This is a genomic window from Frigoribacterium sp. MEB024 (genome assembly GCF_000878135.1).
Lineage (GTDB): Bacteria > Actinomycetota > Actinomycetes > Actinomycetales > Microbacteriaceae > Frigoribacterium.
The window spans coordinates 16,695-38,634 of record NZ_JXQZ01000014.1; the positions used below are offsets into that span (position 1 = coordinate 16,695).

The following is a 21,940-nucleotide window of genomic DNA, read 5'->3' on the forward strand; positions in this document are numbered from 1 at the left end:
GTCGTTCGACGTCTCCTGTATACTGAACGGCTGCCTGTCGGCAGCACCCCCACCCGAACGACCAGGAGGCCAGCGTGGCGAAAGAACGCGGTGAGAAGGTCGTGGCCACGAACCGCCGCGCGCGCCACGACTACACGATCGACACCACCTACGAGGCGGGCATCGTGTTGAGCGGCACCGAGGTCAAGTCGCTGCGACAGGGTCGTGCGTCACTGGTCGACGGGTACGCCTTCGTCGACGCCGGCGAGGCGTGGCTCGACGCGGTGCACATCCCCGAGTACACCGAGGGCACCTGGAACAATCACGCGCCCCGACGCAAGCGCAAGCTGCTGCTGCACCGCCACGAGATCGACAAGATCGGGCAGAAGACCAAAGAGGGCGGCTTCACGGTCGTGCCGCTCAAGATCTACTTCAGCGACGGCCGGGCCAAGGTCGAGATCGCCCTCGCCAAGGGCAAGCGCGAGTACGACAAGCGCCAGACCCTGCGCGAGCGCACGGCGACCCGCGAGGCCCAGTCGGCGATGTCGGTGCGCAAGCACCTGGGGGAGTGACCGACCGGTCGTCACCGGTGGCGCGAAGGCGTCCGACGACGTAGACTGATGGGCCGCACGGAAACGTGCGTTGGTAATTCAAGAGCGTGTGACGACGGCCCCCTCATGGGGATGATCGGTTTCGACATCGCCTGTGTGCGAACGAGAAGCGGGCCGAGGATCCAGGGTTATCTCGTAAACGATCTCTGGAAAACAATAAGTGCCAATAACAAGCGCACTGACTTCGCTCTCGCTGCGTAAGCAGTAGAGCCACATGGAGTCCGTCAGTCTGGTGACCGCCTTCTAACCAGATCCTGACGTCATTTAGATGGCTTGCTGTGTGACTACGCCTGGGGGTCACACGGGACTTGCACTCGGGCTGGGCTCGTCGACCTAGAAGCCAGTAACAAAGGTCGGAGCCGAGCAGAACGCCTCATCTGGCTACGCCCGTAGAATGCGTGCAATCTCAGCGATGGACGGGGGTTCAATTCCCCCCATCTCCACCATCGGTCGTCGTCACACCCTCTCGAACACGAACGCCCCCGCCTGATCAGGTGGGGGCGTTCGTGCGTCCGCGGCCTGACGTTCCGCGCCGTGTCGCACCGCCGGATGAGCATCGCGCCGCCCATTTCGACGGTGCGATGGTCATTCGGCGGTGCGACACCCCTGCGGCCACGTCGGGTGGCCGCCGCCGGACGCGGAACGGCCCCCGCCGCTGCCGAGGCAGCGACGGGGGCCGTCGTCGTGGTGCGGGTGTTACTCGCCGGCCACGTCGCTGGTCGCGAGCTTCGCGCGACGGCGAGCGAGGACCATCAGCGTCGAGCCCAGCAGCAGGACGGCGGCGCCGATGCCGATGGCGGCCTCGGTGCCTTCGCTACCGGTGAAGGCCAGGCCCGTGGGGGTGGCGATCGGGGTGGCGGGAGTGCCGGCCGGGACGACCGCGGCGATGAGGCTGAAAGCCACGTCGGCCGAGGGGTCCGAGACGATCGGCTGACCGGCGGCGTCGAGCACCGGCAGGCCGTCGGCGTCGAGGAGGAACGACACGGCGGCAGCCGTGTAGTCGTTCGGCGTCAGGGCGAGGGTGACGGTCCAGTTGCCGGCGGCGTCGACGACGATCGGGTCGGCGGGGTCGGCGGGGACCGCAGCGGCGGCGGCGCGTCCGTTCTCGGCGGCCTCGAGCTCGTCCAGCTGGTCCGTCGGGACGACGGCGAGCAGGATGTTCGAGCCGGGGGTGCCGGTGCCCTCGAAGGTGACCTGGTCACCGACGACGACCTGACCCTGGGTGGGCGAGGTGATGACCGGGGCGTCGAGGACGACGGCGGTCGGGGGAACGACCACGGCGGGCAGGCTGAACGAGCGGGTGACGTCACCCGAGCCGGCGCCGCCCGTGATCTGGGTCACGTTGACGGTCTGCGCCACCGTGGCGTCGTCCGGGTAGGTGTAGTCGAGCGACCACTGTCCGTCGACGACGGCGACGGCGCCGGTACCGGGGAGGCGGTTGCCGTCGGTGTCGAGGACGTTGACGGTCGAGCCGGAGGTGCCGGTACCCGAGAAGGTGACGGTGCGCGTGGCGGTGGTCGTGCCCTCGGCGGGCGTGACGACGTCGAGCGTCTGGCCCTGCGGCAGGACGAAGGCGACGGGGGTGTCACCCGTGCCGGCGCCGCCGGTGACCTGGGTCACGCGCACGCTCTGGTTGCGGTCGACGGTCTCGGGGTAGGTGTAGACGAGCGACCACTGGCCGGCGACGACGGCGACGGCGCCGGTACCGGGGAGGCGGTTGCCGTCCGTGCCGAGCACGTTGACGGTCGAGCCCGAGATGCCGGTGCCCGAGAAGGTGACGGTGCGCGAGGCAAGCTGCTGAGCGACCTCGGGGGTCGTCACCGAGAAAGTCTCGGCCGGGGTGACGGCGGGCAGGACGAAGGCGCGAGCCTGCGGGTCGCTGAAGCCGCTGCCGCCGTAGAGGCCGGTGACGTAGACGCTCTGGTTGACGGCGTCGGTGTCGGCGTACGTGAGCGTCGTCGACCAGGTCGTCGAGTTCCCCGTGTTGATGCGGTCCGCGCGGGTGCCCGAGTCGTCGGTGCCCTTGTAGACGTCGACGGTGGCTCCGGCCGCGACGGTGCCGGACACGACGACGGTCCGCGACGTCGTGGTGGCGCCGGCCTCCGGGGTCGAGATGACCAGCGAGGCGGGGGCGGCCTGTGCCGCGGTGACGGAGAGGAGGGCCCCTCCGAGGGCGAGCGTGAGGACGGCCGGAACGGCCACCGCACGGCGCCAAGAGAACTTGGTGATCACGTGGTGAGTGCTTTCTTGATCGGTGGTGCAAGCGTCATCGCTTGTCCGCCACGGCCCAGCGCCGGGTGAGACACGCAGTGCCGGCCCGGAGGGCAGCACCCCCTCAAGCTATCTTCAACCTGAGAGAACCACACTGTTCGGTGCAGGAAGCGCCGGGTGATTTCAAAGACACCCACGCATCACCCCTGCGCGGGGGCCATTCAGCCCGGAATCTGCTATCGACCTGTTCGGGGGGTGATCATGCCGGTGCCGGTCCCGACGACCCCCGCCGCACGAGTGACGCGGGCGGCGCCTCGACCGACGCCACGCCCTCGCCCGCCAGCACGGCGAGCAGCATGCCGGCCGCCACCTCGCCGATGCGCTGCACGTCGTGGCTGACCGCCGACAGCGACGGTGTCGACAACTGGCACTGCGAGGAGTCGTCCCAGGCGACGAGCGTCAGCCGGGTCGGCACCTCGACCCCGAGGCGCTGCGCCGCGGCGAGGCCGCCGAGCGCCATCTGGTCGTTGTCGAAGACGACGGCCGTCGGCGGCATCGGCTGCGAGAGCAGACGCGAGAGGGCGGCCGCGCCGGCGTCCCACGAGTAGTCGCCCTCGATCGTCCGGACGACGGACGAGGAGGCGCGACTCGCGGCGACCAGCGCCTCCTGCCTCACCTGCGTGTGCAGCAGCGCCGCCGGGCCCGACACGTGCGCCAGCCGACGGTGCCCGTCCGCGACGAGCGCGGCCACCGTGTCGCGCATGGCGACGCCGTCGCCGGTCCAGACGGCGGGCAGGTCGCCCGAGAGCGCGGGGTCGCCGAGCACGACCGCGGGCAGGCCGAGCTCGCGCAGCAGGGCGGGGCGGGGGTCGTCGTCGGTGAGGTCGACCAGCACCACCGCGCCGAAGTCGCCCGAGGTCGCCCACCGCCGGTAGGCCGCCAGTTCGGCGTCGCGATCGGCGAGGGCCTGCAGCAACAGGGTGTGGCCCCGGGGACGCAGCACGCGTTCGATGCCGGCGATGAGTTCGTGGTAGAACGGCTCCGCCCCCAAGATCTCGCCGGGGCGGACGAGGGCGAGACCGACGCGACGGCGGTCGCCCGGCCCGGCAGGGGCCACCCGGGTGTCGACGATCGAGTCGGTCATGCGCCCGAACCTACAGCCCCCGACAGGTCGGAGCGACGCCCGTGGTGACCCGCGACCCCGATCCGACCGCGCCTCGGCCCGCCTCGTACCCGCGGCCCACGACGCAGTCCCCGGCGCAGCCCGCACCGCAGACGAGCCGCGAACTCGTCGTCGACCTCGTGCGGTCGTCGGGTCCGATCAGCCGGGTCGAGCTCGCGCAGGCCAGCGGCTTGACGCAGGCGTCGATCTCGACGATCGTCCGGCGGCTGCTCGACGAGGGCCTCGTCCGCGAGACCGGTCGGGCGGCGTCGACGGGCGGCAAGCCCCGCACCATGGTCGAGATCAACCCGCGGGCCGTCTACGGCATGGGCGTGCAGATCGGCGCGGACTCGCTCACCTACGTCGTCACCGACATGCGCGGGGGAGTCGTCGGCCGCCTGCAGGTCGACGCCGGACCGGCCGCGTCCGACGACGTCACGGCCGCCGCTGTCCGCGTCGTGGACGGCTTCCACGACGTCGTCGGCAGCCTCGGACTCGCGAGCGGGGCGGTGGCCGGCCTGGCCGTCGTCGGTCCGCGGGCGACCCTCGCGCACGGTGTCCGCACGGGCCCGCGCTCCACCGAGAGCGCTCTCCACGCCGGGCTGCACGCCGCGCTGGCCCTGCGCCTCGGTCTGCCCGTCATCGTCGACAACGACGCGGCGGCCGCGGCGCTCGGCGAGTTCTGGAGTCGCCAGGTGCCGCGCTCCGAGACGTTCGCCTGCGTGTACCTCGGCACGGGGGTCGGATCGGGCATCGTGCTCGACGGGGCGCTGCACCGCGGCGCGAGTTCGGGCGCCGGCGAGCTCGGCCACGTCTCGATCGACCTCGACGGTGAGCCCTGCTACTGCGGCAACCGCGGCTGCCTCGAGCTCGCCGCCTCGCCGGGGGCCGTCGTGGCCCGGGCGCACCGCGACGCCGCCGCGTTCGACGACCTCGGCCTGACCTGGGCCCCGGGCGGGGTCGCGCGGGACTTCGACCTGCTCGCGCGGGCCGCGATCGCCGGTCACGTCGCGGCCGACGCCCTGGTCACCCGGGCGGCCGGGCAACTCGCCGCGGGCGTCGTCACCCTCGCCAACCTGCTCGACCTCGACCGCGTCGTCCTGAGCGGCCCCGGGGTCGCGGTCGCCGGCTCGATCTACGCCCGCGCGGCCGTCGACGCCCTGGCCAGCACGGCGTTCTCGCGGGGCGTCCACACGACACGGGTCGAGGTCTCGACCGACCCGCGCGACGCGGCCGCGATCGGCGCGGCCGCCCTCGTCGTGCAACGCGCCATCTCGCGCTGACCCCGCGGCGCGGTGCGGCAGGAGGCGCAGGTCACGATCCCGACACGGGCTCACGACTTTCTTGACTCGCTTACGTAAGTCGTCTAAGAAAGACCCCGGGACCAGGCGACGGCGCCTGGCCAGACGAAGGGTCGACGATGCCTCTCTCCATGACCAACCGCCGACGGGTCGGATTCGGTGCGATCGCACTCGCGACCGCCGCGGGCCTGGCGCTCACCGGCTGCACCGCCTCGAGCGGAGGCGACGAAGGCGGGATCACCGCCAACACGGGCCCCGCGGGCGACCTCACCGCCAACTTCAACCCGTTCTCGGCCACGGCCGACAGCACCTCGCAGGGCCTGCTCTACGAGCAGCTCTTCTACTACAACGTCCTCACGGGCGCCGACCCCAAGCCGATGCTGGGCGAGGACTACGAGTGGAACGACGACGGCACCGAGCTGACGGTCGACCTGCGCACCGGCGTGCAGTGGAGCGACGGCGAGGACTTCACGGCCGACGACGTCGCGTACACGTTCCAGACGATGCTCGACAAGCCCGAGCTGAACCGCGTCGGCTTCGAGGGCACCGTCGAGGCCGCGGACGACGACACGGTGGTCTTCACGTTCGACGACACCTCGTTCGTCAAGGGCCCCGACATCCTCGGCCAGGCCGCGATCGTGCCCGAGCACGTCTTCTCGAAGCTGTCCGACATCGCCACCGACCCGGTCGAGAAGCCGGTCGGCACCGGCCCGTACATGCTCGACACCTTCACCCCGCAGAGCTACGTCTACAAGGCGAACCCGAACTACTGGCAGTCGGGCAAGCCCGAGGTCAAGAGCATCCGGTACATCGCCCTGGCGAACAACACGTCGGCCACCGACGCGATCGTCGGCGGCGACCTCGACTGGTCGAGCATCTTCATCCCCGAGGCCGACAAGGTGCTCGGCAGCAACCCCGACGTCAGCTACGTCGCCACCCCGCTGCAGCAGATCACGTTGATGACCTGCTCGAACGCCGACCTCGGCTGCACCGGCCCGCAGACCGACCCGGCCGTGCGCCAGGCGATCTACAAGGCGATGAACCGCGACCAGCTGAACGACCTGGCCTTCTCGGGCACGAACAAGCAGATCTCGCCGACCTTCATGACCCTCGGTCGTGACGACGACTACATCAGCCCCGACGTCGAGAAGGAGACGCCGATGACGGCCGACACCGAGGGCGCCGACGCGCTGCTGCAGTCGGCCGGCTACGCGAAGGGCTCGGACGGCATCTACGCCAAGGACGGCCAGAAGCTGCAGCTCGAGATCCAGGTCGTCACGGGCTACTCGGACTACATCGCGGCGATCGACGCCATGGCCGAGCAGCTGCGCGCGGTCGGCATCGAGATCACGCAGAGCGCCAAGTCGTACAACGAGTGGGTCGCCGCCCGCAACAACGGGCAGTTCCAGCTGACGATGGACTCGCTCGGCCAGGGCCCCTCGACCGACCCGTACTACCTCTACAACGGCAACTTCGACTCGACGACGACCTCGCCGGTGGGCGAGCAGGCGATCAACAACTTCGCCCGTTACTCGAACCCGACCGTCGACGCCGCGATCGTCGCGGCCGAGCAGACGGACGACGTCGCGGCGAAGACCGAGCAGTACTTCACGATCCAGAAGGAGATCGTGAAGGACATGCCCTACATCCCCGTGCTGCTGCAGTCGACGCTGACCGAGTTCAACTCCGCGAAGGTGACCGGTTGGCCCACCGGCGACGACGACACCGAGAACTTCCCGGCGACGTGGAAGACCTGGGACAACGCCCAGACCGTCCTGAACCTGAAGCTCAAGTGATCGTGGTCGGAACCGAGAAGGTCAGGAGGCGCGGGTGAGGTACGTCGCCCAGAAGGTCGGCTTCTACGCGGTCGCGTTGTTCGCGGCGCTGACGCTGAACTTCTTCATCCCGCGGTTGCTGCCCGGTGACCCGGTGGACATCCTGCTGGCCAAGATGCAGCAGAAGGGACCGGTCAGCGAGGCGACCGTGACCAGCCTGCGCCTCCTTCTCGGTTCCGACTCGGACGAACCGCTGTTCTCGCAGTACGTGCAGTACCTCGGCAACCTGGCCCGGGGGGACCTCGGCATCTCGGTGTCGTACTTCCCGGCCGGGGTGTCGACCATCATCGGCCAGGCCATCCCGTGGACGATCGCCCTGATCGGCATCGCGACGATCCTGTCGTTCGTCTTCGGGGTGGGCCTCGGCACCCTCGCCGGGTGGAAGCGCGGCTCGGTGCTCGACAACTTCATCCCCGTGACGACGATGTTCCAGGCGGTGCCGTACTTCTGGCTCGCTCTCATCCTGTTGTACGTGTTCGGCAGCATCCTGCGGGTGTTCCCGCTGTCGGGCGGTTACAACGTCTACGAGGCGACGCCGGGGCTCAACTGGACGTTCGTCCAGAGCGCGGTCCTCTACGGCACGCTGCCGGCGCTGACGATCATCATCTCGTCGGTCGGCGGCTGGCTGCTCGGCATGCGCAACATGATGGTGTCGACCCTCAGTGAGGACTACATCGTCACCGCCGAGGCCAAGGGCCTGTCGCCGATGCGCATCCGGCAGTCGTACGCGGCCCGCAACGCCGTGCTGCCGCAGTTCGCGGGCTTCGCGATCTCGCTCGGGTTCGTCGTGTCGGGCTCGATCGTGACCGAGCAGGTGTTCTCGTACCCGGGCATCGGCAACGCGCTCTTCACGGCGACGCAGAACAACGACTACGCGCTGATGCAGGGCATCTTCCTGGTCATCACCCTCGCCGTGCTGGGGACGAACTTCATCGTCGACCTGATGTACGGCTTCATCGACCCGCGCACGCGCGTCAAGCGTTAGGACGACGAGCATGTCCACGATCGACCTCGGCCAGCTCGCCGACCCGAACTCGCCCACCGGTGACAGCGGGGCGGGCGCCGGCCGGAAGGGCCTCACGCGGGTCTTCCCGCACGTGACGCCCAAGCTCTGGGTGGGGGCCGGCATGATCGCCGCCATCGCCCTGTTCGGCCTGGTCTTCCCGTTCGTCGTCCAGAACCCGCAGGCCATCAGCGACGTCGGCCTGAGCGCCCCGAGCGGTGACCACCTGCTCGGCACCACGCAGACCGGGCAGGACGTCTTCGCCCAGCTCGCCTACGCCACTCGCGGCTCGCTGCTGATCGGGGTGCTGGTCGGCGTCGTCGCGATGGCGTTGGCCATCGTCTTCGGCGTCATCGGCACCTACGTCGGCGGGTTCGTCGACGAGGCGTTCTCGTTGTTCTCGAACGTCGTGCTGGTCATCCCCGGCCTGCCGCTCGCCATCATCGTGTCGAGCTACGTGCCGCAGAAGGGCCTCGTGGTGATCGCCTTCGTGATCGTCATCACGAGCTGGGCGGCCAGCGCCCGAGTGCTGCGCGCCATCACGCTGAGCCTGCGGTCGCGCGACTACGTCGCCGCGTCGCGGGTGTCGGGCGAGAAGACCTGGCGCATCGTCGCCGTCGAGATCCTGCCCAACGTGCTGCCGGTGCTCGCGAGCCAGTTCTTGTTCGCGGTGATCTTCGCGATCCTCGCCGAGGCGGGTCTGTCGTTCCTGGGGCTCGGCGTCTCGGGACAGTTCACCTGGGGCTCGATGCTGTACTTCGCCCAGAACGGCCTCGCGCTGCGACTCGGCGCCTGGTGGTGGTTCGTGCCGCCGGGGCTGATGATCGCCCTGCTCGGCTGCGCGCTGTCGCTGATGAACTTCGCCATCGACGAGATCATCAACCCCAAGCTGCGCGACCAGACCCGGGCCGGCGTCAGCCGGGCCGACCGCAAGCGACTGGCGCGGGCCGAGGCCGCCGCCGGCACCACCGAGGGGGCCACCGCATGAGCACCGTCCTGACCGTCGAGGACTTCAGCGTCGACTACGCCGTCGAGCACCCCGTCCACGCCGTCAAGAACGTCAGCTTCGAGCTGGCCCGGGGCGAGATCCTCGGGCTGGCGGGGGAGTCGGGCTGCGGCAAGACGACGCTCGCCTACGGCATCAACCGGCTGCTCAAGTCGCCGGCCGTCATCACGGGCGGTCGGGTGGTCTTCCACGACGCCGAGGGGGCCGACATCCTGCTGCCCGAGCTCGACGACAAGGCCCTGCGGGCCTTCCGTTGGGACAAGCTGTCGATGGTGTTCCAGGGGGCGATGAACGCGCTCAACCCGGTCACGACGATCCAGGCACAGCTCGAGGACGTCTTCAAGACCCACCGGCCGTACTGGAAGAAGGCCGACCGCGTCGAGCGGGCGGGCAAGCTGCTCGAGACCGTCGGGGTCGACCGCAGCCGCCTCAAGTCGTATCCGCACGAGCTGTCGGGCGGCATGCGCCAGCGCGTGATGATCGCGATGGCGCTCGCCCTCGGCCCGCAGATGATGATCATGGACGAGCCGACGACCGCGCTCGACGTCGTGGTGCAGCGCGAGATCCTGCGCGAGATCAAACGGTTGCGCGACGAGCTCGGCTTCGCGGTGATCTTCATCACGCACGACCTGCCGTTGCTGCTCGAGATCAGCGACCGCATCGCCGTGATGCGCGCGGGCGAGATCGTCGAGATCGGCGAGTCCACCGAGCTCTACACGAACCCGCAGCACGAGTACACGAAGAAGCTGCTCGGGTCGTTCCCGAGCCTGACCGGAGACCGCGGGGCGTTCATCCGCAGCGGGGTCGACGAGACGGCCGGGGGCGACGCGACCCGCGCCTCCTCGGGGCACGAGCAGGCGACGTCCGTCGCCACGAGCACAGGAGGCGCGGCGTGAGCACGCTCGAGTTCCGCAACGTCGTCAAGGACTACCGGGTGCGCGGGGGACGGGGTGAGAAGGGTCGCCTCCGCGCGGTGGACGACGTCAGCTTCACGCTCGAGGCCGGCAAGACGGTCGCCCTGGTCGGGGAGAGCGGCAGCGGCAAGTCGACGATCGCCAAGATGCTGCTGCAGCTCGAGCGGCCGACGAGCGGGTCGATCGTGCTCGACGGCGCCGTCGCGCCCCGTCACGGTGACGCCCTGCGGCGCTACCGCAGCGACGTGCAGATGGTGTTCCAGGACCCGTTCGCGTCGCTCAACCCGTTCCACTCGATCGGGCACCACCTGGCGCGGCCGCTGTTGCTGCACGGCAAGGCGACGCGGTCGACGGTCGACGAGAAGGTGCGCGAGCTGCTCGGGCGGGTGCAGCTCGGTCCGGCCGCCGACGTCGCCGCGCGTCGACCCCATGAGCTGTCGGGCGGGCAGCGGCAGCGCGTGGCGATCGCCAGGGCCCTGGCGCCCGAGCCGCGCATCCTGATCGCGGACGAGCCCGTGTCGATGCTCGACGTGTCGATCCGGCTCGGGGTGCTCAACCTGCTGGCCGAACTGCAGCGGCAAGAAGACCTGGGCGTGCTCTACATCACGCACGACCTGGCGACGGCCCGCCACTTCTCGGACGAGATCCTCGTGATGTACAAGGGGCAGGTGGTCGAGCGGGGGACCCCGGACGACGTGATCCTGAACCCGCAGCACCCGTACACGCAGCAGCTCGCCGAGGCCGCGCCCGACCCCGAGAAGCGCATCGCCGAGCGGCGCGCCGCCCGCGCCTGACCGGCGCCGCGCCTCCTGCCGTCCGCCCCCTCACCCGCCCTGACGCGACGAACCACGTTCCGTGCCATGAACCACGAACCTTCGTGGTTCATGGCACGGAACGGGGTTCATGGTGGGGCGAGGCCGCCCTGCCACCACCACCCCTCACTCGATCGCTGGGAGCGACATGAGCACCACCGAGACCACCACCACGGGCACCACCCCAACCACCACCACCGGCACCACGACCCGCGCGACGCAGCGCACCGCCCGCACCCTGCACACCGGCTGGAGCCTGCGCAGCACCGCCGGCCCCGTGCCTCCCGAGATCGCGGCCGTCGACGTGCCCGCCACCGTCCCGGGCACGGTGCACACCGACCTGCTGGCGGCCGGCCTGATCGTCGACCCCTACCTCGACGCGAACGAGCACCTGCTCGCCTGGATCGGGCAGGCCGACTGGTCGTACACGTCGTCCTTCGACTGGCGGCCCGACGGGCACGACCGCCACGAGCTGGTGTTCGCGGGCCTCGACACGGTGGCCACCGTGCTGCTCAACGGCGAGGTGGTGGCCGAGACGCGCAACCAGCACCGCACCTACCGCGTCGCGGTCGACGGCCGGCTGCGCGAGGGGTCGAACGACCTCGAGGTTCGGTTCGGCTCGCCGGTGGCCTACGCCGACGCGCAGAGCCTGGCGCTCGGTTACCGACCGCACGTGAACCACCACCCCTACAACGCGATCCGCAAGATGGCGTGCAGCTTCGGCTGGGACTGGGGTCTCGACACGGCGACCTCGGGCATCTGGAAGCCCGTGACGCTCGAGTCGTGGTCGTCGGTCCGGCTGGCGGCGGTGCGACCGGTCGTCACGGTCGACGGGGCGCGGGGCGTCGTCGACGTGCACGTCGACCTCGAGCGCGCCGGGGCGGACGCCGGGCCGGTGACGGTCCGGGCGACCGTCGGCGACGTCACGCAGGAGGCGCGGGTCGAGCCGGGCGCGGACTCCACCGTCCTGCAGGTGGTCGTCGACGACCCCGAGCTGTGGTGGCCGCGCGGTCACGGCGGGCAGCCGCTCTCCGACGTGAGGGTCTCGGTGACCGGGGGAGCGGGCGGGGACGCCAGCCGCGCCTCCTCGGGGGGTGACGGCGACGGGGTCGACGCGCCGGGGGCCGAGGCGCCGGCCGGCGGGGGCTCGGCGGACGACGTGCTCGACGAGTGGTCGTCGCGGATCGGGTTCCGGACCGTCGAGGTGCAGGTCGACCCCGACGACATCGGCACGAGCTTCACGGTCGTCGTGAACGGCGAGCCGCTGTGGGTCAAGGGGGCGAACTGGATTCCCGACGACGCGTTCCCGCACCGCATCGGGCGCGACCGCTACCGGGAGCGCATCGAGCAGGCCGAGTTCGGCAACGTGAACCTGCTGCGGGTGTGGGGTGGCGGCATCTTCGAGTCCGACGACTTCTACGAGCTGTGCGACGAGCGCGGCATGCTCACCTGGCAGGACTTCCTGTTCGCCTGTGCCGCCTACGCGGAGGAGGACCCGCTGCGCGGCGAGGTCGAGGCCGAGGTGCGTGACAACGTGACGCGGCTGATGACGCACCCGAGCCTGGTGCTCTGGACGGGCAACAACGAGAACATCTGGGGTCACGACGAGTGGGGTTGGGAGCGTCGGCTCGACGGGGCGACCTGGGGGCTGGGCTACTACCTCGACCTGCTGCCGGCGTTGGTGGGCGAGCTCGACCCGGGGCGTCCGTACGCGGCGGGCAGCCCCTGGTCGGGCAGCCTCGACGTGGCGCAGAGCGACCCCGACCACGGGTCGGTGCACCTGTGGGAGCAGTGGAACCGCAAGGACTACCCGACCTACCGTGACGTGGTGCCGCGCTTCGTGGCCGAGTTCGGCTGGCAGGGGCCCCCGACCTGGTCGGCGATGACGCGGGCGATCCACGACGAGCCGCTCACCCCCGAGTCGCCCGGCATGATCGTGCACCAGAAGGCGATGCAGGGCAACGACAAGCTGACCGACGGGCTGCTGGCGCACTACCCGCTGCCGAACGAGATCGAGGCGTGGCACTGGGCGATGCAGTTGAACCAGGCGAATGCGGTGCAGGTGGCGCTCGAGCACTTCCGGTCGCACGCGCCGCGGTGCAGGGGGGCCGTGGTGTGGCAGATCAACGACTGCTGGCCGGTGACGTCGTGGGCCGCGGTCGACGGCGACGGGCAGCGCAAGCCGCTGCTCTACGCGATGCGGCACGCCTTCGCCGACCGGCTCGTGACGATCCAGCCCCGCGACGGCGGTCTCGCGGCCGTGGTGGTCAACGACACCGAGGAGGCGCTGGCCGGCCCGCTCGTGCTGCGGCGCGTCGCGTACGACGGTCGCGTCCTCGCCTCGGAGCAGGTGTCGCTCACGGTGGCGGCCCGAGACACGGTGACCGTGTCGGTGCCCTCGTCGGTGGCGGAGTTCGGGGCGCCCGAGTCGGAGCTGCTCGTGGCGTCGGCGGACGGGGTGGCGCGCGGGCTGTGGTTCCCGGTCGAGCCGCGGGATTCGGCGCTCGCCGCGGCGTCGGTGTCGACGTCGGTGACGGCGCTGGCCGCGGGTGCGGGCGTGGAGGCGGGCGCGGGCTACCGGGTCGAGGTGACGGCGGGTTCGCTCGTGCGCGACCTGGCGCTGCTCGTCGACAAGGTCGACCCCGCGGCGACGGTGGACGAGATGCTCGTGACCCTGCTGCCGGGCGAGACGGCCGTGTTCACGGTGGCGTCCGACGTGGTCGGCGTGGAGGAGGAGTTCGTTGCGCAACGGGTGTTGCGTACCGCGAACGAGTTGGTCGGGTGAGGGAGGCCGTCGTTCGGGGCGGTGAAGTCCGGCGAGGAATCGTCGGCTCCTTGTTATAGTCAGATGCGCTGTGGCCGAGATCCGTGACCGAGTGCTAGGGGAGCGAGCCGCATGAGCGACATCTTCACGCTGACGCCGGACGAGGGCGACGGTGGCGAGCCGACGCCGCAGAAGAAGCGCAAGCGGCGTCGCTCGAAGCCGGTCATCGCTCTGATCACGCTGGCGTCGGTGCTGGTGGGGGTCATCGTGATCATCGGGGTCGTGGGCGGCGTCTACGCGTCCCGGCTGGCGAACTCGTTCAACGACAACGCGACGAAGATCGAGCAGGCCTTCCCCGAGGAGTCGACGCGTCCGGCGCCGGCACCCGACGGGGCGATGAACATCCTGCTGATGGGTTCGGACTCCCGGGCCGACGCGACGACCATCGACGACCCGTCGTCGTCGGACCAGCGGACCGACTCGATGATGCTGGTGCACGTCGACGCCGACCGCGAGAACGTCTACGTGATGTCGATCATGCGCGACCTCTACGTGCCGATCCCTGACCACGGCTCGAACAAGATCAACGCGGCCTTTGCGTACGGCGGTTCGCCCTTGACGGTCCAGACGGTTGAGCAGCTGCTCGGCGTCCGCATCGACCACGTCGCCATCATCGACTTCGAGGGCTTCAAGGGCATGACGACGGCGCTGGGCGGGGTCGACGTGTTCTCGCCGCAGGCCTTCTCGACCAAGGGCGGCTTTTCCTACGTGGCCGGACTCAACAAACTCGAAGGCGACGCGGCGCTGGCGTTCGTCCGTGAGCGCTACGCGTTCGCGGACGCGGACTTCACCCGGGTCAAGAACCAGCAGGCGTTCGTCAAGGGTCTGGCCAACACGATCCTGAGCCGGTCGACACTGACCGACCCCGGCAAGGTCTCGGCCTTCGTCACGGCGATGTCGCCGTACCTCACCGTCGACAGAGAATTCGACATCGGAACGATCGCCTCGCTCGGCGTCAGTCTGCGGTCGATCGACGCATCGAAGATGCACTTCTTCACGGTGCCGACCGCTGGCACCGGCTCGGTGGGCGGCCAGTCCATCGTGAACGTCGACCAGTCCGGCCTCGACGCCGTCAAGGCCGCTCTGGCCAACGACTCGTTGAACACCCTGCCGATCGCGCAGAACTGATTCGGCAGCGTCAGTCGACGACTCGGTCGGTCCTCTCGGCATCAGCCGGCCCTCGTCGTTTCTCACCACCTCGGCGCGGTCACCTCAAGAGAAAGCCAGTGCACATGAACGAAGCCGTCGCGACAGAGGGAAGCCTTGCTCGCCTCCCACCGACCGGTTCTGGCCGATGAGCTTCATCGCCGACTCGGCACAAGTCCACCCGACCTCGAGGATCGGTTCGGGTACGAAGATATGGGACCTCGCCCAAGTGCGCGAGCACGCCGTGATCGGCCTCGACTGCGTCGTCGGTCGCGCGGCCTACATCGACGAGGGCGTGCGCTTGGGCGACCGGTGCAAGGTGCAGAACGCGGCCCTGCTCTACGCCCCCGCGGTACTCGCCGACGGCGTGTTCGTCGGGCCCGGTGTGATCTTCACGAACGACACCTACCCCCGAGCCGTCAATGCGGATGGTTCGGCCAAGGATGCGGACGACTGGACACCGACAGGGGTGTCCGTTTCGGAGGGTGCATCGATCGGCGCCCGCGCCGTGTGCGTCGCCCCGGTGGAGATCGGACGATGGGCCACCGTCGCAGCCGGTGCAGTGGTCACGCGAGACGTGCCCGACCACGCACTCGTCGTCGGCGTTCCCGCCCGACGCATCGGGTGGGTGGGCAAGAGTGGTCGTCGGCTGGTCACCGAGGGCACCGCCTGGCTCGACGAGACGACTCGAGAACGATACAAAGAGCGCGATGGCGTGCTGATGGAGATCACGAAATGACCATGGAATTCATACCGTCCGCACGCCCGCTGATCGGTGACGACGAGCGAGAGGCGGTCGACGCCGTCCTCCGTTCCGGCATGTTGGCACAGGGGCCGGAGGTCGCTGCGTTCGAGCAGGAGTTCTCGGCCGAGCTAACTCGCGGTCGTTCATCGGTTGCGGTCAACTCGGGCACCTCCGCCCTCCACCTGGGCCTCCTCGCTGCGGGAGTCGGGCCTGGTGACGAGGTCATCGTCCCGTCCTTCACGTTCGCGGCCACGGCGAACTCCGTTGCCCTCACCGGAGCGACGCCCGTCTTCGCCGACATCGACCCCGCGACGTTCTGTCTCGATGCAGCCTCTGTCGAGTCGTTCGTCACGGATCGCACGGTCGGAGTGATGCCCGTGCACCTCTATGGGCAGTCCGCCGACATGACCGCCCTCTCGGCCCTCGCCACGGACAAGGGCCTCCGCATCTTCGAAGACGCAGCCCAAGCGCACGGTGCGACGTGGGACGGCCAGCAAGTCGGCACGTTCGGTGTGTTCGGGGCGTTCAGCCTCTACCCCACCAAGAACATGACTTCGGGAGAGGGCGGCATGCTCACCGTGGACGACGCGACTGTCGAACGGACGATCCGCCTGCTGCGCAACCAGGGGATGGACCGCCAGTACCAGAACGAGCTGGTGGGCTTCAACATGCGCATGACCGACCTCCACGCCGCCATCGGCAGGACGCAACTCCGCAAATTGGCCGGTTGGACGCAATCGCGTCGGGCCCACGCGGCCGAGTTCGATCGCCGGCTCCGGGGAGTGGTCACGCCTCCCGTTGCTGCAGGCGCCGGTCACGTCTACCACCAGTACACGATCCGTGTCGAAGACGACCGAGACGGCTTCGCGGCAGCGCTCAAGAGCGAATTCGCTGTCGGAAGCGGCGTGTACTACCCCGTGCCGAACCACCGACTGCCGTCCTTCGCGCGCGGTGTCGATCTTCCGGAGACCGAGAAGGCAGCACGCGAGGTGCTCTCGATCCCCGTGCACCCGTCGCTCAACGAGACCGAGATCGATCGCATCGTCGACGCCGTGAACATCCTCGCCACGGCAGGTGCATGATGGGGGCGGTCATCAAGGTCGCTCTGGTCGGCCTGGGCATGATGGGCCGCCATCATGCGAGGGTGCTTCGGGGAGTGGACGGGGTCGAACTCGTCGCGGCCGTCGACGCCCAAGGAGACACACACAGGGCGCTCGGCCAGGGTGTTCCCCTGTTCACCACCGTCGAGCAGGCCATCGAGCACGGCATCGACGCGGCCGTGGTCGCGGTGCCGACGATCTTCCACGAAGAGATCGGTCTTACCCTGGCCGCGGCGGGGGTCCACTGCCTGATCGAGAAACCCGTCGCGCACGACGTCGACGCCGGCCGGCGACTGGTCGAGGCCTTCGACGCCGCGGGCCTGGTCGGTGCCGTGGGGCACATCGAGCGTTACAACCCCGCCCTGCAGAGCCTCCGGTCCCGCATCGCGGCAGGCGATCTCGGCGAGGTCTACCAGATCGCGACGAGGCGGCAGGGTCCCTTCCCTGCCCGGATCGCGGACGTCGGTGTCGTCAAGGACCTGGCCACGCACGACATCGACCTTACGGCCTGGTTGGCACAGAGCGGATTCGAGACCATCTTCGCCCAGAGTGCCCATCGCAGCGGCCGCCCTAACGAGGACCTCGTGTCTGTCTCGGGTCGCCTTCGCAACGGCATCGTCACGAACCACCTCGTGAACTGGCTCTCGCCGTTGAAAGAGCGCGTCACGACGGTCACGGGGGAGAAGGGAACGTTCGTCGCCGACACCATCACGGCCGACCTGACCTTCTTCGCCAACGGAACCGTGTCGACGAGCTGGGATTCGATCGCCGCGTTCCGGGGGGTGTCCGAAGGCGAGATGGTCCGCTATGCCCTGACGAAGCGGGAGCCGTTGCTCGTCGAGCACGAAGCCTTCCGCGACGCCATCCTTGGTCGCGCGAACGACATTGTCACTTTGCGGGACGGGCTCGACACGCTCCGAGTCGCCGAAGCGGTCGTCGAAGCGTCGCGCACCTCCACCGCCATCACGATCTGAACGGGAACCCATGAGCAAGAACGTCCTCAACATCTCCGTCGTCGGCCTCGGAAAGATCGGCCTGCCCCTCGCGGTCCAGTTCGCGTCCAAGGGCCACGCGGTCTCCGGCGTCGACATCGACCAGAGGGTCGTGGATCTGGTGAACGGCGCTGTCGAGCCGTTCCCCGGCGAACACGGTCTCGCCGACGCACTGCGTGACGTGGTGCCTCGCGGGCTGCTCAAGGCCGTCACAAACTACGGCGATGCCATCGCCGACAGCGACGTCGTGGTCGTCGTCGTACCGCTGTTCGTCGACGACGAAGCACGACCCGACTTCGGGTGGATGGACTCCGCCACGCGGTCGATCGCCGAGCACATGACCCCGGGAACCCTCGTCTCGTACGAGACGACCCTGCCTGTCGGCACCACCCGAGACCGATGGGTTCCACTCCTGGCTGAAGGTAGTGGACTCGCCGAAGGCACGGACTTCCACGTCGTGTTCTCACCCGAACGTGTCTTGACCGGGCGCGTCTTCAGCGATCTGCGCAAGTACCCGAAACTGATCGGCGGGCTGAGCGTCGAGGGTGCGCGCCAGGCTCGAGACTTCTACGAGGCCGTCCTCGACTTCGACGAGCGTGCCGACCTGCCGCGGGCGAACGGCGTGTGGGACCTGGGCAGCGCGGAAGCGGCCGAACTCGCGAAGCTTGCCGAGACGACCTACCGGGACGTCAACATCGGACTCGCGAACGAGTTCGCGCTGTACGCCGATCGTGTGGGCATCGACGTCCACGCAGTGATCGACGCGTGCAACTCGCAGCCCTACAGCCACATCCACCGGCCCGGGATCGCCGTCGGAGGGCACTGCATCCCGGTCTACCCGCGTCTCTACCTCTGGAACGACCCTGGGGCCACGATCGTCAGCGCGGCCCGTGCCGCGAACGTCGCGATGCCTGCTCGCACCATCGATGCCTTGGCGGCGCTGCACGGAGACCTGACGGGCGAGACCGTCGCCGTCCTCGGGGCCGCCTATCGCGGTGGCGTCAAGGAGACAGCCTTCTCGGGCATCTTCGATGCCGTCGATGCACTGAGGGCACGAGGGGCTCGTGTGCTCGTCAATGACCCCCTCTACACATCCGATGAGCTGGCGGCGTACGGATTCGAGTCGTTCCAGGAGGGACAGGCCGCTGACGCGCTCGTCCTGCAGGCGGATCACGAGGTCTACCAGAACTGGAGCCACGAGCAGGCGCCCGGCGTGCGCACCGTGATCGACGGTCGACGGGGTCTTGATTCGGGGGCCTGGGGCGAGGCAACGTTCGTCCGATTGGGTGATGGCGCGGCCGCGCGCTCTGGCGACATTAATCGCAGCGCCGTCTGACCCGGAGCCGGTAAAACCGGCACAAGCATCAGCGTGGAACATTCAGGAGGTGAGAACAGGTCGTTGCCAAAAGCCAAATTTCGCCTGCCCACGCGGCTGAGAAGTGGTGTCGCTCTCATCCTGGCCGGCAGCATTGCCGGTCAAGGCATCATCGTCCTGTCCTCGCCCTTGCTCACCAGGCTCTATGACGCCGCAGATTTCGGATCTCTGGCCGTGATCACGTCCCTCTCAGCGATCGGAGGGGCCGTGGTCACGTTGAATTGGGAACGTGCTGTCGTCGTGCCCCGGAGCCCGGGAATCGCCAGGTCGCTCGTGTGGCTCGCTCTGGCCTCTGCCGTTGTCCTATCCAGCGTGCTGGCGCTCGTGGCCTGGCTTTCGAGAGACTGGCTGGCGACGACCTTCAGTGCACCGTTCCTGACGCGAGACTGGTGGTTGATCCCCGTCACCGTCATGGCCATCGCGCTCTTCAAGATCTACTCGAGCACGCTCACCCGCCGCCAAGCTTATGGCCGCCTTGGGATCCGGAATGCGATGCAGGGATGGGCTCAGGTCGCTTTCAACATCCTGATGGGGTTGGCAAGCGTCGGTGGTTCTTTGGGGCTCACCCTCGGAACAGCTGTCGGTCGGATCTTTGCGGTGGGTGGTGCGGTGAGGGTCCGCAAACCCGTTACGGAACTTGTTCCACGTACAAAGCCCATTCCTCCGGGCCGCATGTTCGCAGTGGCCTCAGCAAGATTCCGCCGACTGCCACTCGTCTCCACGTGGTCCTCGTTGCTCAACGTCGTGGGGCTTCAGGCGCCCATCCTTGTGTTGACGGCCGCTTACGGGCTTTACGAGATAGGTTTCGTTGCGTTGACGATGCGCGTCCTGGCTGCCCCTGTCGGCATCATCGCTGACGCTACAGCTCAATACGTCGAGGGCTCTCTTGGTGTCCTCATTCGTGGACGTGCACGCATCGGACCCTTGCTGAACCGAACCGAGTTTTTCTTGGCCCTCATCGTCGTTCTACCACTAATCGCAATCATCGTGGGCGGGCCGTCGATCTTCTCCATTGTCTTCGGCGACGAATGGCGAACGGCAGGCCAGTACGCACGTATTTTCGCCCTCACGTATGCCCTCCAGTTGGTGGTGGTGCCCGTAAGCCGGGTGCTGCTGCTCATCGACCGAACGAAGGTCCAGCTCGCTTGGGACCTCAGCCGATCGATCATCGTCATCGGCGCAGTTGCCATGGTGAGCAGCCTCGGAGCGTCGCTCACGACGGCCATCGTTGTTCTCGCGAGCGTCCAATCGATTATGTACGTGGCGCTGTTGGTCCTCATTCGCATAACTGTCGCTAACCACGATGGGAGGGGAGAAATCGATGTCTCAAGCGTTTCCTAGACGGGCCAAGCAAGCCTTGGCGTCGTCAACGTTTTCGAGCACCGCCGGCGAGCCATCTCTCCTGCAATACTGCTGCCCACCCGGTTGGCACGTTGGTGCCAGCGGTAAGGAGTCATAGTGCGTAAGCAGAATGGAGCTCTTACCAGAGCCCATGTCGTAGACGCCGTGGTCCCGTTCTCCTGCGTTCTTCTTCTCTTCTCAGGTGCTGTCAAAAGCAGCCCAGCCCTCGGTTGGCTGCCGTTCGATCTAACGCTCGCGAGTGCCTCGCTTGTCGTCCTGGGAATAGCTATACGGCTTGTCAGGGCCGGGACGTCGTTCGTTGTTGAGCCGAAAGCCGTTCTGTTTCTGGTGGCTTTTCTGCCGGGCTGGTTCTTTGGGGTTCAGAACGATTACGCGAGCGACAAGCTCCAGGGGATGCTGTTGACGGTGATTGCCGTGGCAGGGTCGTTCTATCTTCTAGCCAACGAGCGACGTCGGCGCTATTGGGTCATGTGGTTTGTGGTGTTGGGTGCGGCCGTCCTCCTTAACGGTCTTATTTTTCCGAATCTCGAAGTCACCCTGGGGCGGCTTGCCGCAGAGGGGTCGAACACGATCACGGCCGGCCGCGCCACAGGAGCTGCGCTCGTCATCGCCTTCAGCCTTCTACTGGTGTCCCGCGGCGCCTCTCGGATCGCTCTAGCCGCCCTGGCTGTCGTGTTCGCCTACGGCATGTTGGAGTCGGGCTCACGAGGACCAGTGTTTGCGGCCGCTCTAGCTGTCGTGGCTGTGGCGGTGTTCGTCAGTCGCCAGGGCAAGTTCCGGCGAATCCTGCTTGTTGCCATTGGACTAGTTGTCGCATGGCTGTTCATAACGAGGAGCAGTAGCTCGGGTATTGAGCGAATCCAGGGTGCTTTCGCTTCTGATGGCTCTGCCACAGCTTCGCGAGATGCCATCTGGGCTGCGGCAACGCGATACATCTCCGACGTGCCCCAGTCTTTCACCGGTGTGGGCTGGGCCAACTTCTCCTCTGTTCTTCGCAATGGTGAAGCATTGGACTCCGGTGACCGCCAGTATGCGCACAACGTCGTGCTCGAAACCCTCGTGGAAGGTGGCTGGATCGCAGGTCTGGCGACTGTGGTGTTTTTGGTCCTGTCCTTGGTTCGATTGCGTCGGCAGGCCGTGACCCCAGTCGGAGTGGTCCTGTTCGCGATGGGCGTCTATTTCGTTGTGAATGCCATGGTTTCAGGCGACGTGAATGACAACAGAATGATGTGGGCCACGTTGGCTCTGTCTTGGATCGTTCCCCTTGACCACCGTAGAGACGGTGTCGTAGACGCACGAAGTCGACCTGACAAGAGTCTGCAGCGACACTAAAAAAGCCTGCTCAATGCACGAGCGATTAGGACACGTCCGAGGCTGCTCGTTCATGGGCGCGTAGAAGCAAGCCCTCGGCCCGACAGCAAACCATTGTCCGACTATGCCCATTCGTTAGCTCTCGGCCGCATAGGAGTCGAAGGTCTGACGGACCGCCAGTCAAAGGAGGGTTGATTCTCGTGGTTCAGAGGTCAGCATGGCCGAGCCGTAAAAATTGAAGACAATCGTCA

General features: G+C 68.0%; 17 protein-coding genes and 1 other RNA gene. 16 read left to right on the forward strand and 2 right to left on the reverse strand.

Features of this window, described 5'->3' with window-relative positions; genetic code table 11:
• The first annotated feature begins 74 nt into the window (after positions 1–74).
• The gene (smpB, locus tag SZ60_RS03340; RefSeq protein ID WP_043593667.1) at positions 75–551 is read left to right on the forward strand and encodes an SsrA-binding protein SmpB; all 477 of its coding nucleotides are present in this window, start codon (positions 75–77) and stop codon (positions 549–551) included.
• Between the two features lie 107 nt (positions 552–658).
• Positions 659–1,036: a transfer-messenger RNA gene (gene ssrA, locus SZ60_RS16775) on the forward strand.
• Positions 1,037–1,286: 250 nt separating this feature from the next.
• On the opposite strand, the gene SZ60_RS03345 is transcribed toward ssrA, so the two are convergent.
• Together SZ60_RS03345 and SZ60_RS03350 are read right to left on the reverse strand one after the other, a co-directional pair.
• Entirely contained in the window at positions 1,287–2,822 is a 1,536-nt protein-coding gene (locus SZ60_RS03345) for a hypothetical protein (protein WP_043593669.1), read from the reverse strand.
• Between the two features lie 238 nt (positions 2,823–3,060).
• Complete coding sequence (locus SZ60_RS03350) at positions 3,061–3,945, reverse strand: LacI family DNA-binding transcriptional regulator (protein WP_043593671.1); 885 nt, start codon at positions 3,943–3,945, stop codon at positions 3,061–3,063.
• A 41-nt stretch (positions 3,946–3,986) separates the two neighbouring features.
• Here SZ60_RS03350 and SZ60_RS03355 point away from each other — a divergent pair, with 41 nt between their 5' ends.
• From SZ60_RS03355 to SZ60_RS03420, 14 genes are all read left to right on the forward strand, one after another.
• On the forward strand, positions 3,987–5,246 hold the full coding sequence (locus SZ60_RS03355; RefSeq protein ID WP_197073489.1) for an ROK family transcriptional regulator: 1,260 nt from the start codon (positions 3,987–3,989) through the stop codon (positions 5,244–5,246).
• Between the two features lie 137 nt (positions 5,247–5,383).
• The gene (locus tag SZ60_RS03360) at positions 5,384–7,060 is read left to right on the forward strand and encodes an ABC transporter substrate-binding protein (protein WP_197073490.1); all 1,677 of its coding nucleotides are present in this window, start codon (positions 5,384–5,386) and stop codon (positions 7,058–7,060) included.
• Between the two features lie 34 nt (positions 7,061–7,094).
• Positions 7,095–8,084, forward strand: coding sequence for an ABC transporter permease (locus SZ60_RS03365; RefSeq protein ID WP_043593674.1), 990 nt, complete (start codon positions 7,095–7,097; stop codon positions 8,082–8,084).
• A gap of 10 nt (positions 8,085–8,094) precedes the next feature.
• Positions 8,095–9,090: an ABC transporter permease gene (locus tag SZ60_RS03370; RefSeq protein ID WP_082059830.1), complete on the forward strand. Its 996-nt coding sequence runs from the start codon at positions 8,095–8,097 to the stop codon at positions 9,088–9,090.
• On the forward strand, positions 9,087–10,004 hold the full coding sequence (locus SZ60_RS03375; RefSeq protein ID WP_043593677.1) for an ABC transporter ATP-binding protein: 918 nt from the start codon (positions 9,087–9,089) through the stop codon (positions 10,002–10,004). Before SZ60_RS03370 ends, SZ60_RS03375 begins: the two co-directional genes overlap by 4 nt.
• Positions 10,001–10,816: an ABC transporter ATP-binding protein gene (locus tag SZ60_RS03380; protein ID WP_043593679.1), complete on the forward strand. Its 816-nt coding sequence runs from the start codon at positions 10,001–10,003 to the stop codon at positions 10,814–10,816. Before SZ60_RS03375 ends, SZ60_RS03380 begins: the two co-directional genes overlap by 4 nt.
• A gap of 166 nt (positions 10,817–10,982) precedes the next feature.
• Positions 10,983–13,619: a glycoside hydrolase family 2 protein gene (locus SZ60_RS03385; RefSeq protein WP_231567040.1), complete on the forward strand. Its 2,637-nt coding sequence runs from the start codon at positions 10,983–10,985 to the stop codon at positions 13,617–13,619.
• 111 nt (positions 13,620–13,730) lie between these two features.
• On the forward strand, positions 13,731–14,786 hold the full coding sequence (locus SZ60_RS03390) for an LCP family protein (protein WP_052505126.1): 1,056 nt from the start codon (positions 13,731–13,733) through the stop codon (positions 14,784–14,786).
• A 166-nt stretch (positions 14,787–14,952) separates the two neighbouring features.
• Positions 14,953–15,543, forward strand: coding sequence for an N-acetyltransferase (locus tag SZ60_RS03395; protein ID WP_043593680.1), 591 nt, complete (start codon positions 14,953–14,955; stop codon positions 15,541–15,543).
• Positions 15,540–16,631 carry a DegT/DnrJ/EryC1/StrS aminotransferase family protein gene (locus SZ60_RS03400; RefSeq protein WP_043593682.1) on the forward strand — a complete coding sequence of 364 codons (1,092 nt, stop codon included), beginning with the start codon at positions 15,540–15,542 and terminating at the stop codon, positions 16,629–16,631. Before SZ60_RS03395 ends, SZ60_RS03400 begins: the two co-directional genes overlap by 4 nt.
• Positions 16,628–17,623, forward strand: a complete 996-nt coding sequence (locus SZ60_RS03405) for a Gfo/Idh/MocA family protein (RefSeq protein WP_043593684.1) — start codon at positions 16,628–16,630, stop codon at positions 17,621–17,623. Before SZ60_RS03400 ends, SZ60_RS03405 begins: the two co-directional genes overlap by 4 nt.
• Positions 17,624–17,633: 10 nt before the next feature.
• Positions 17,634–18,977: a nucleotide sugar dehydrogenase gene (locus SZ60_RS03410; RefSeq protein WP_043593686.1), complete on the forward strand. Its 1,344-nt coding sequence runs from the start codon at positions 17,634–17,636 to the stop codon at positions 18,975–18,977.
• A 63-nt stretch (positions 18,978–19,040) separates the two neighbouring features.
• The gene (locus SZ60_RS03415) at positions 19,041–20,357 is read left to right on the forward strand and encodes a lipopolysaccharide biosynthesis protein (protein WP_197073491.1); all 1,317 of its coding nucleotides are present in this window, start codon (positions 19,041–19,043) and stop codon (positions 20,355–20,357) included.
• Positions 20,358–20,474: 117 nt separating this feature from the next.
• Positions 20,475–21,710 (forward strand): O-antigen ligase, encoded by a 1,236-nt coding sequence (locus SZ60_RS03420; RefSeq protein WP_156155469.1) that lies wholly within the window; start codon positions 20,475–20,477, stop codon positions 21,708–21,710.
• Positions 21,711–21,940 lie beyond the last annotated feature (230 nt).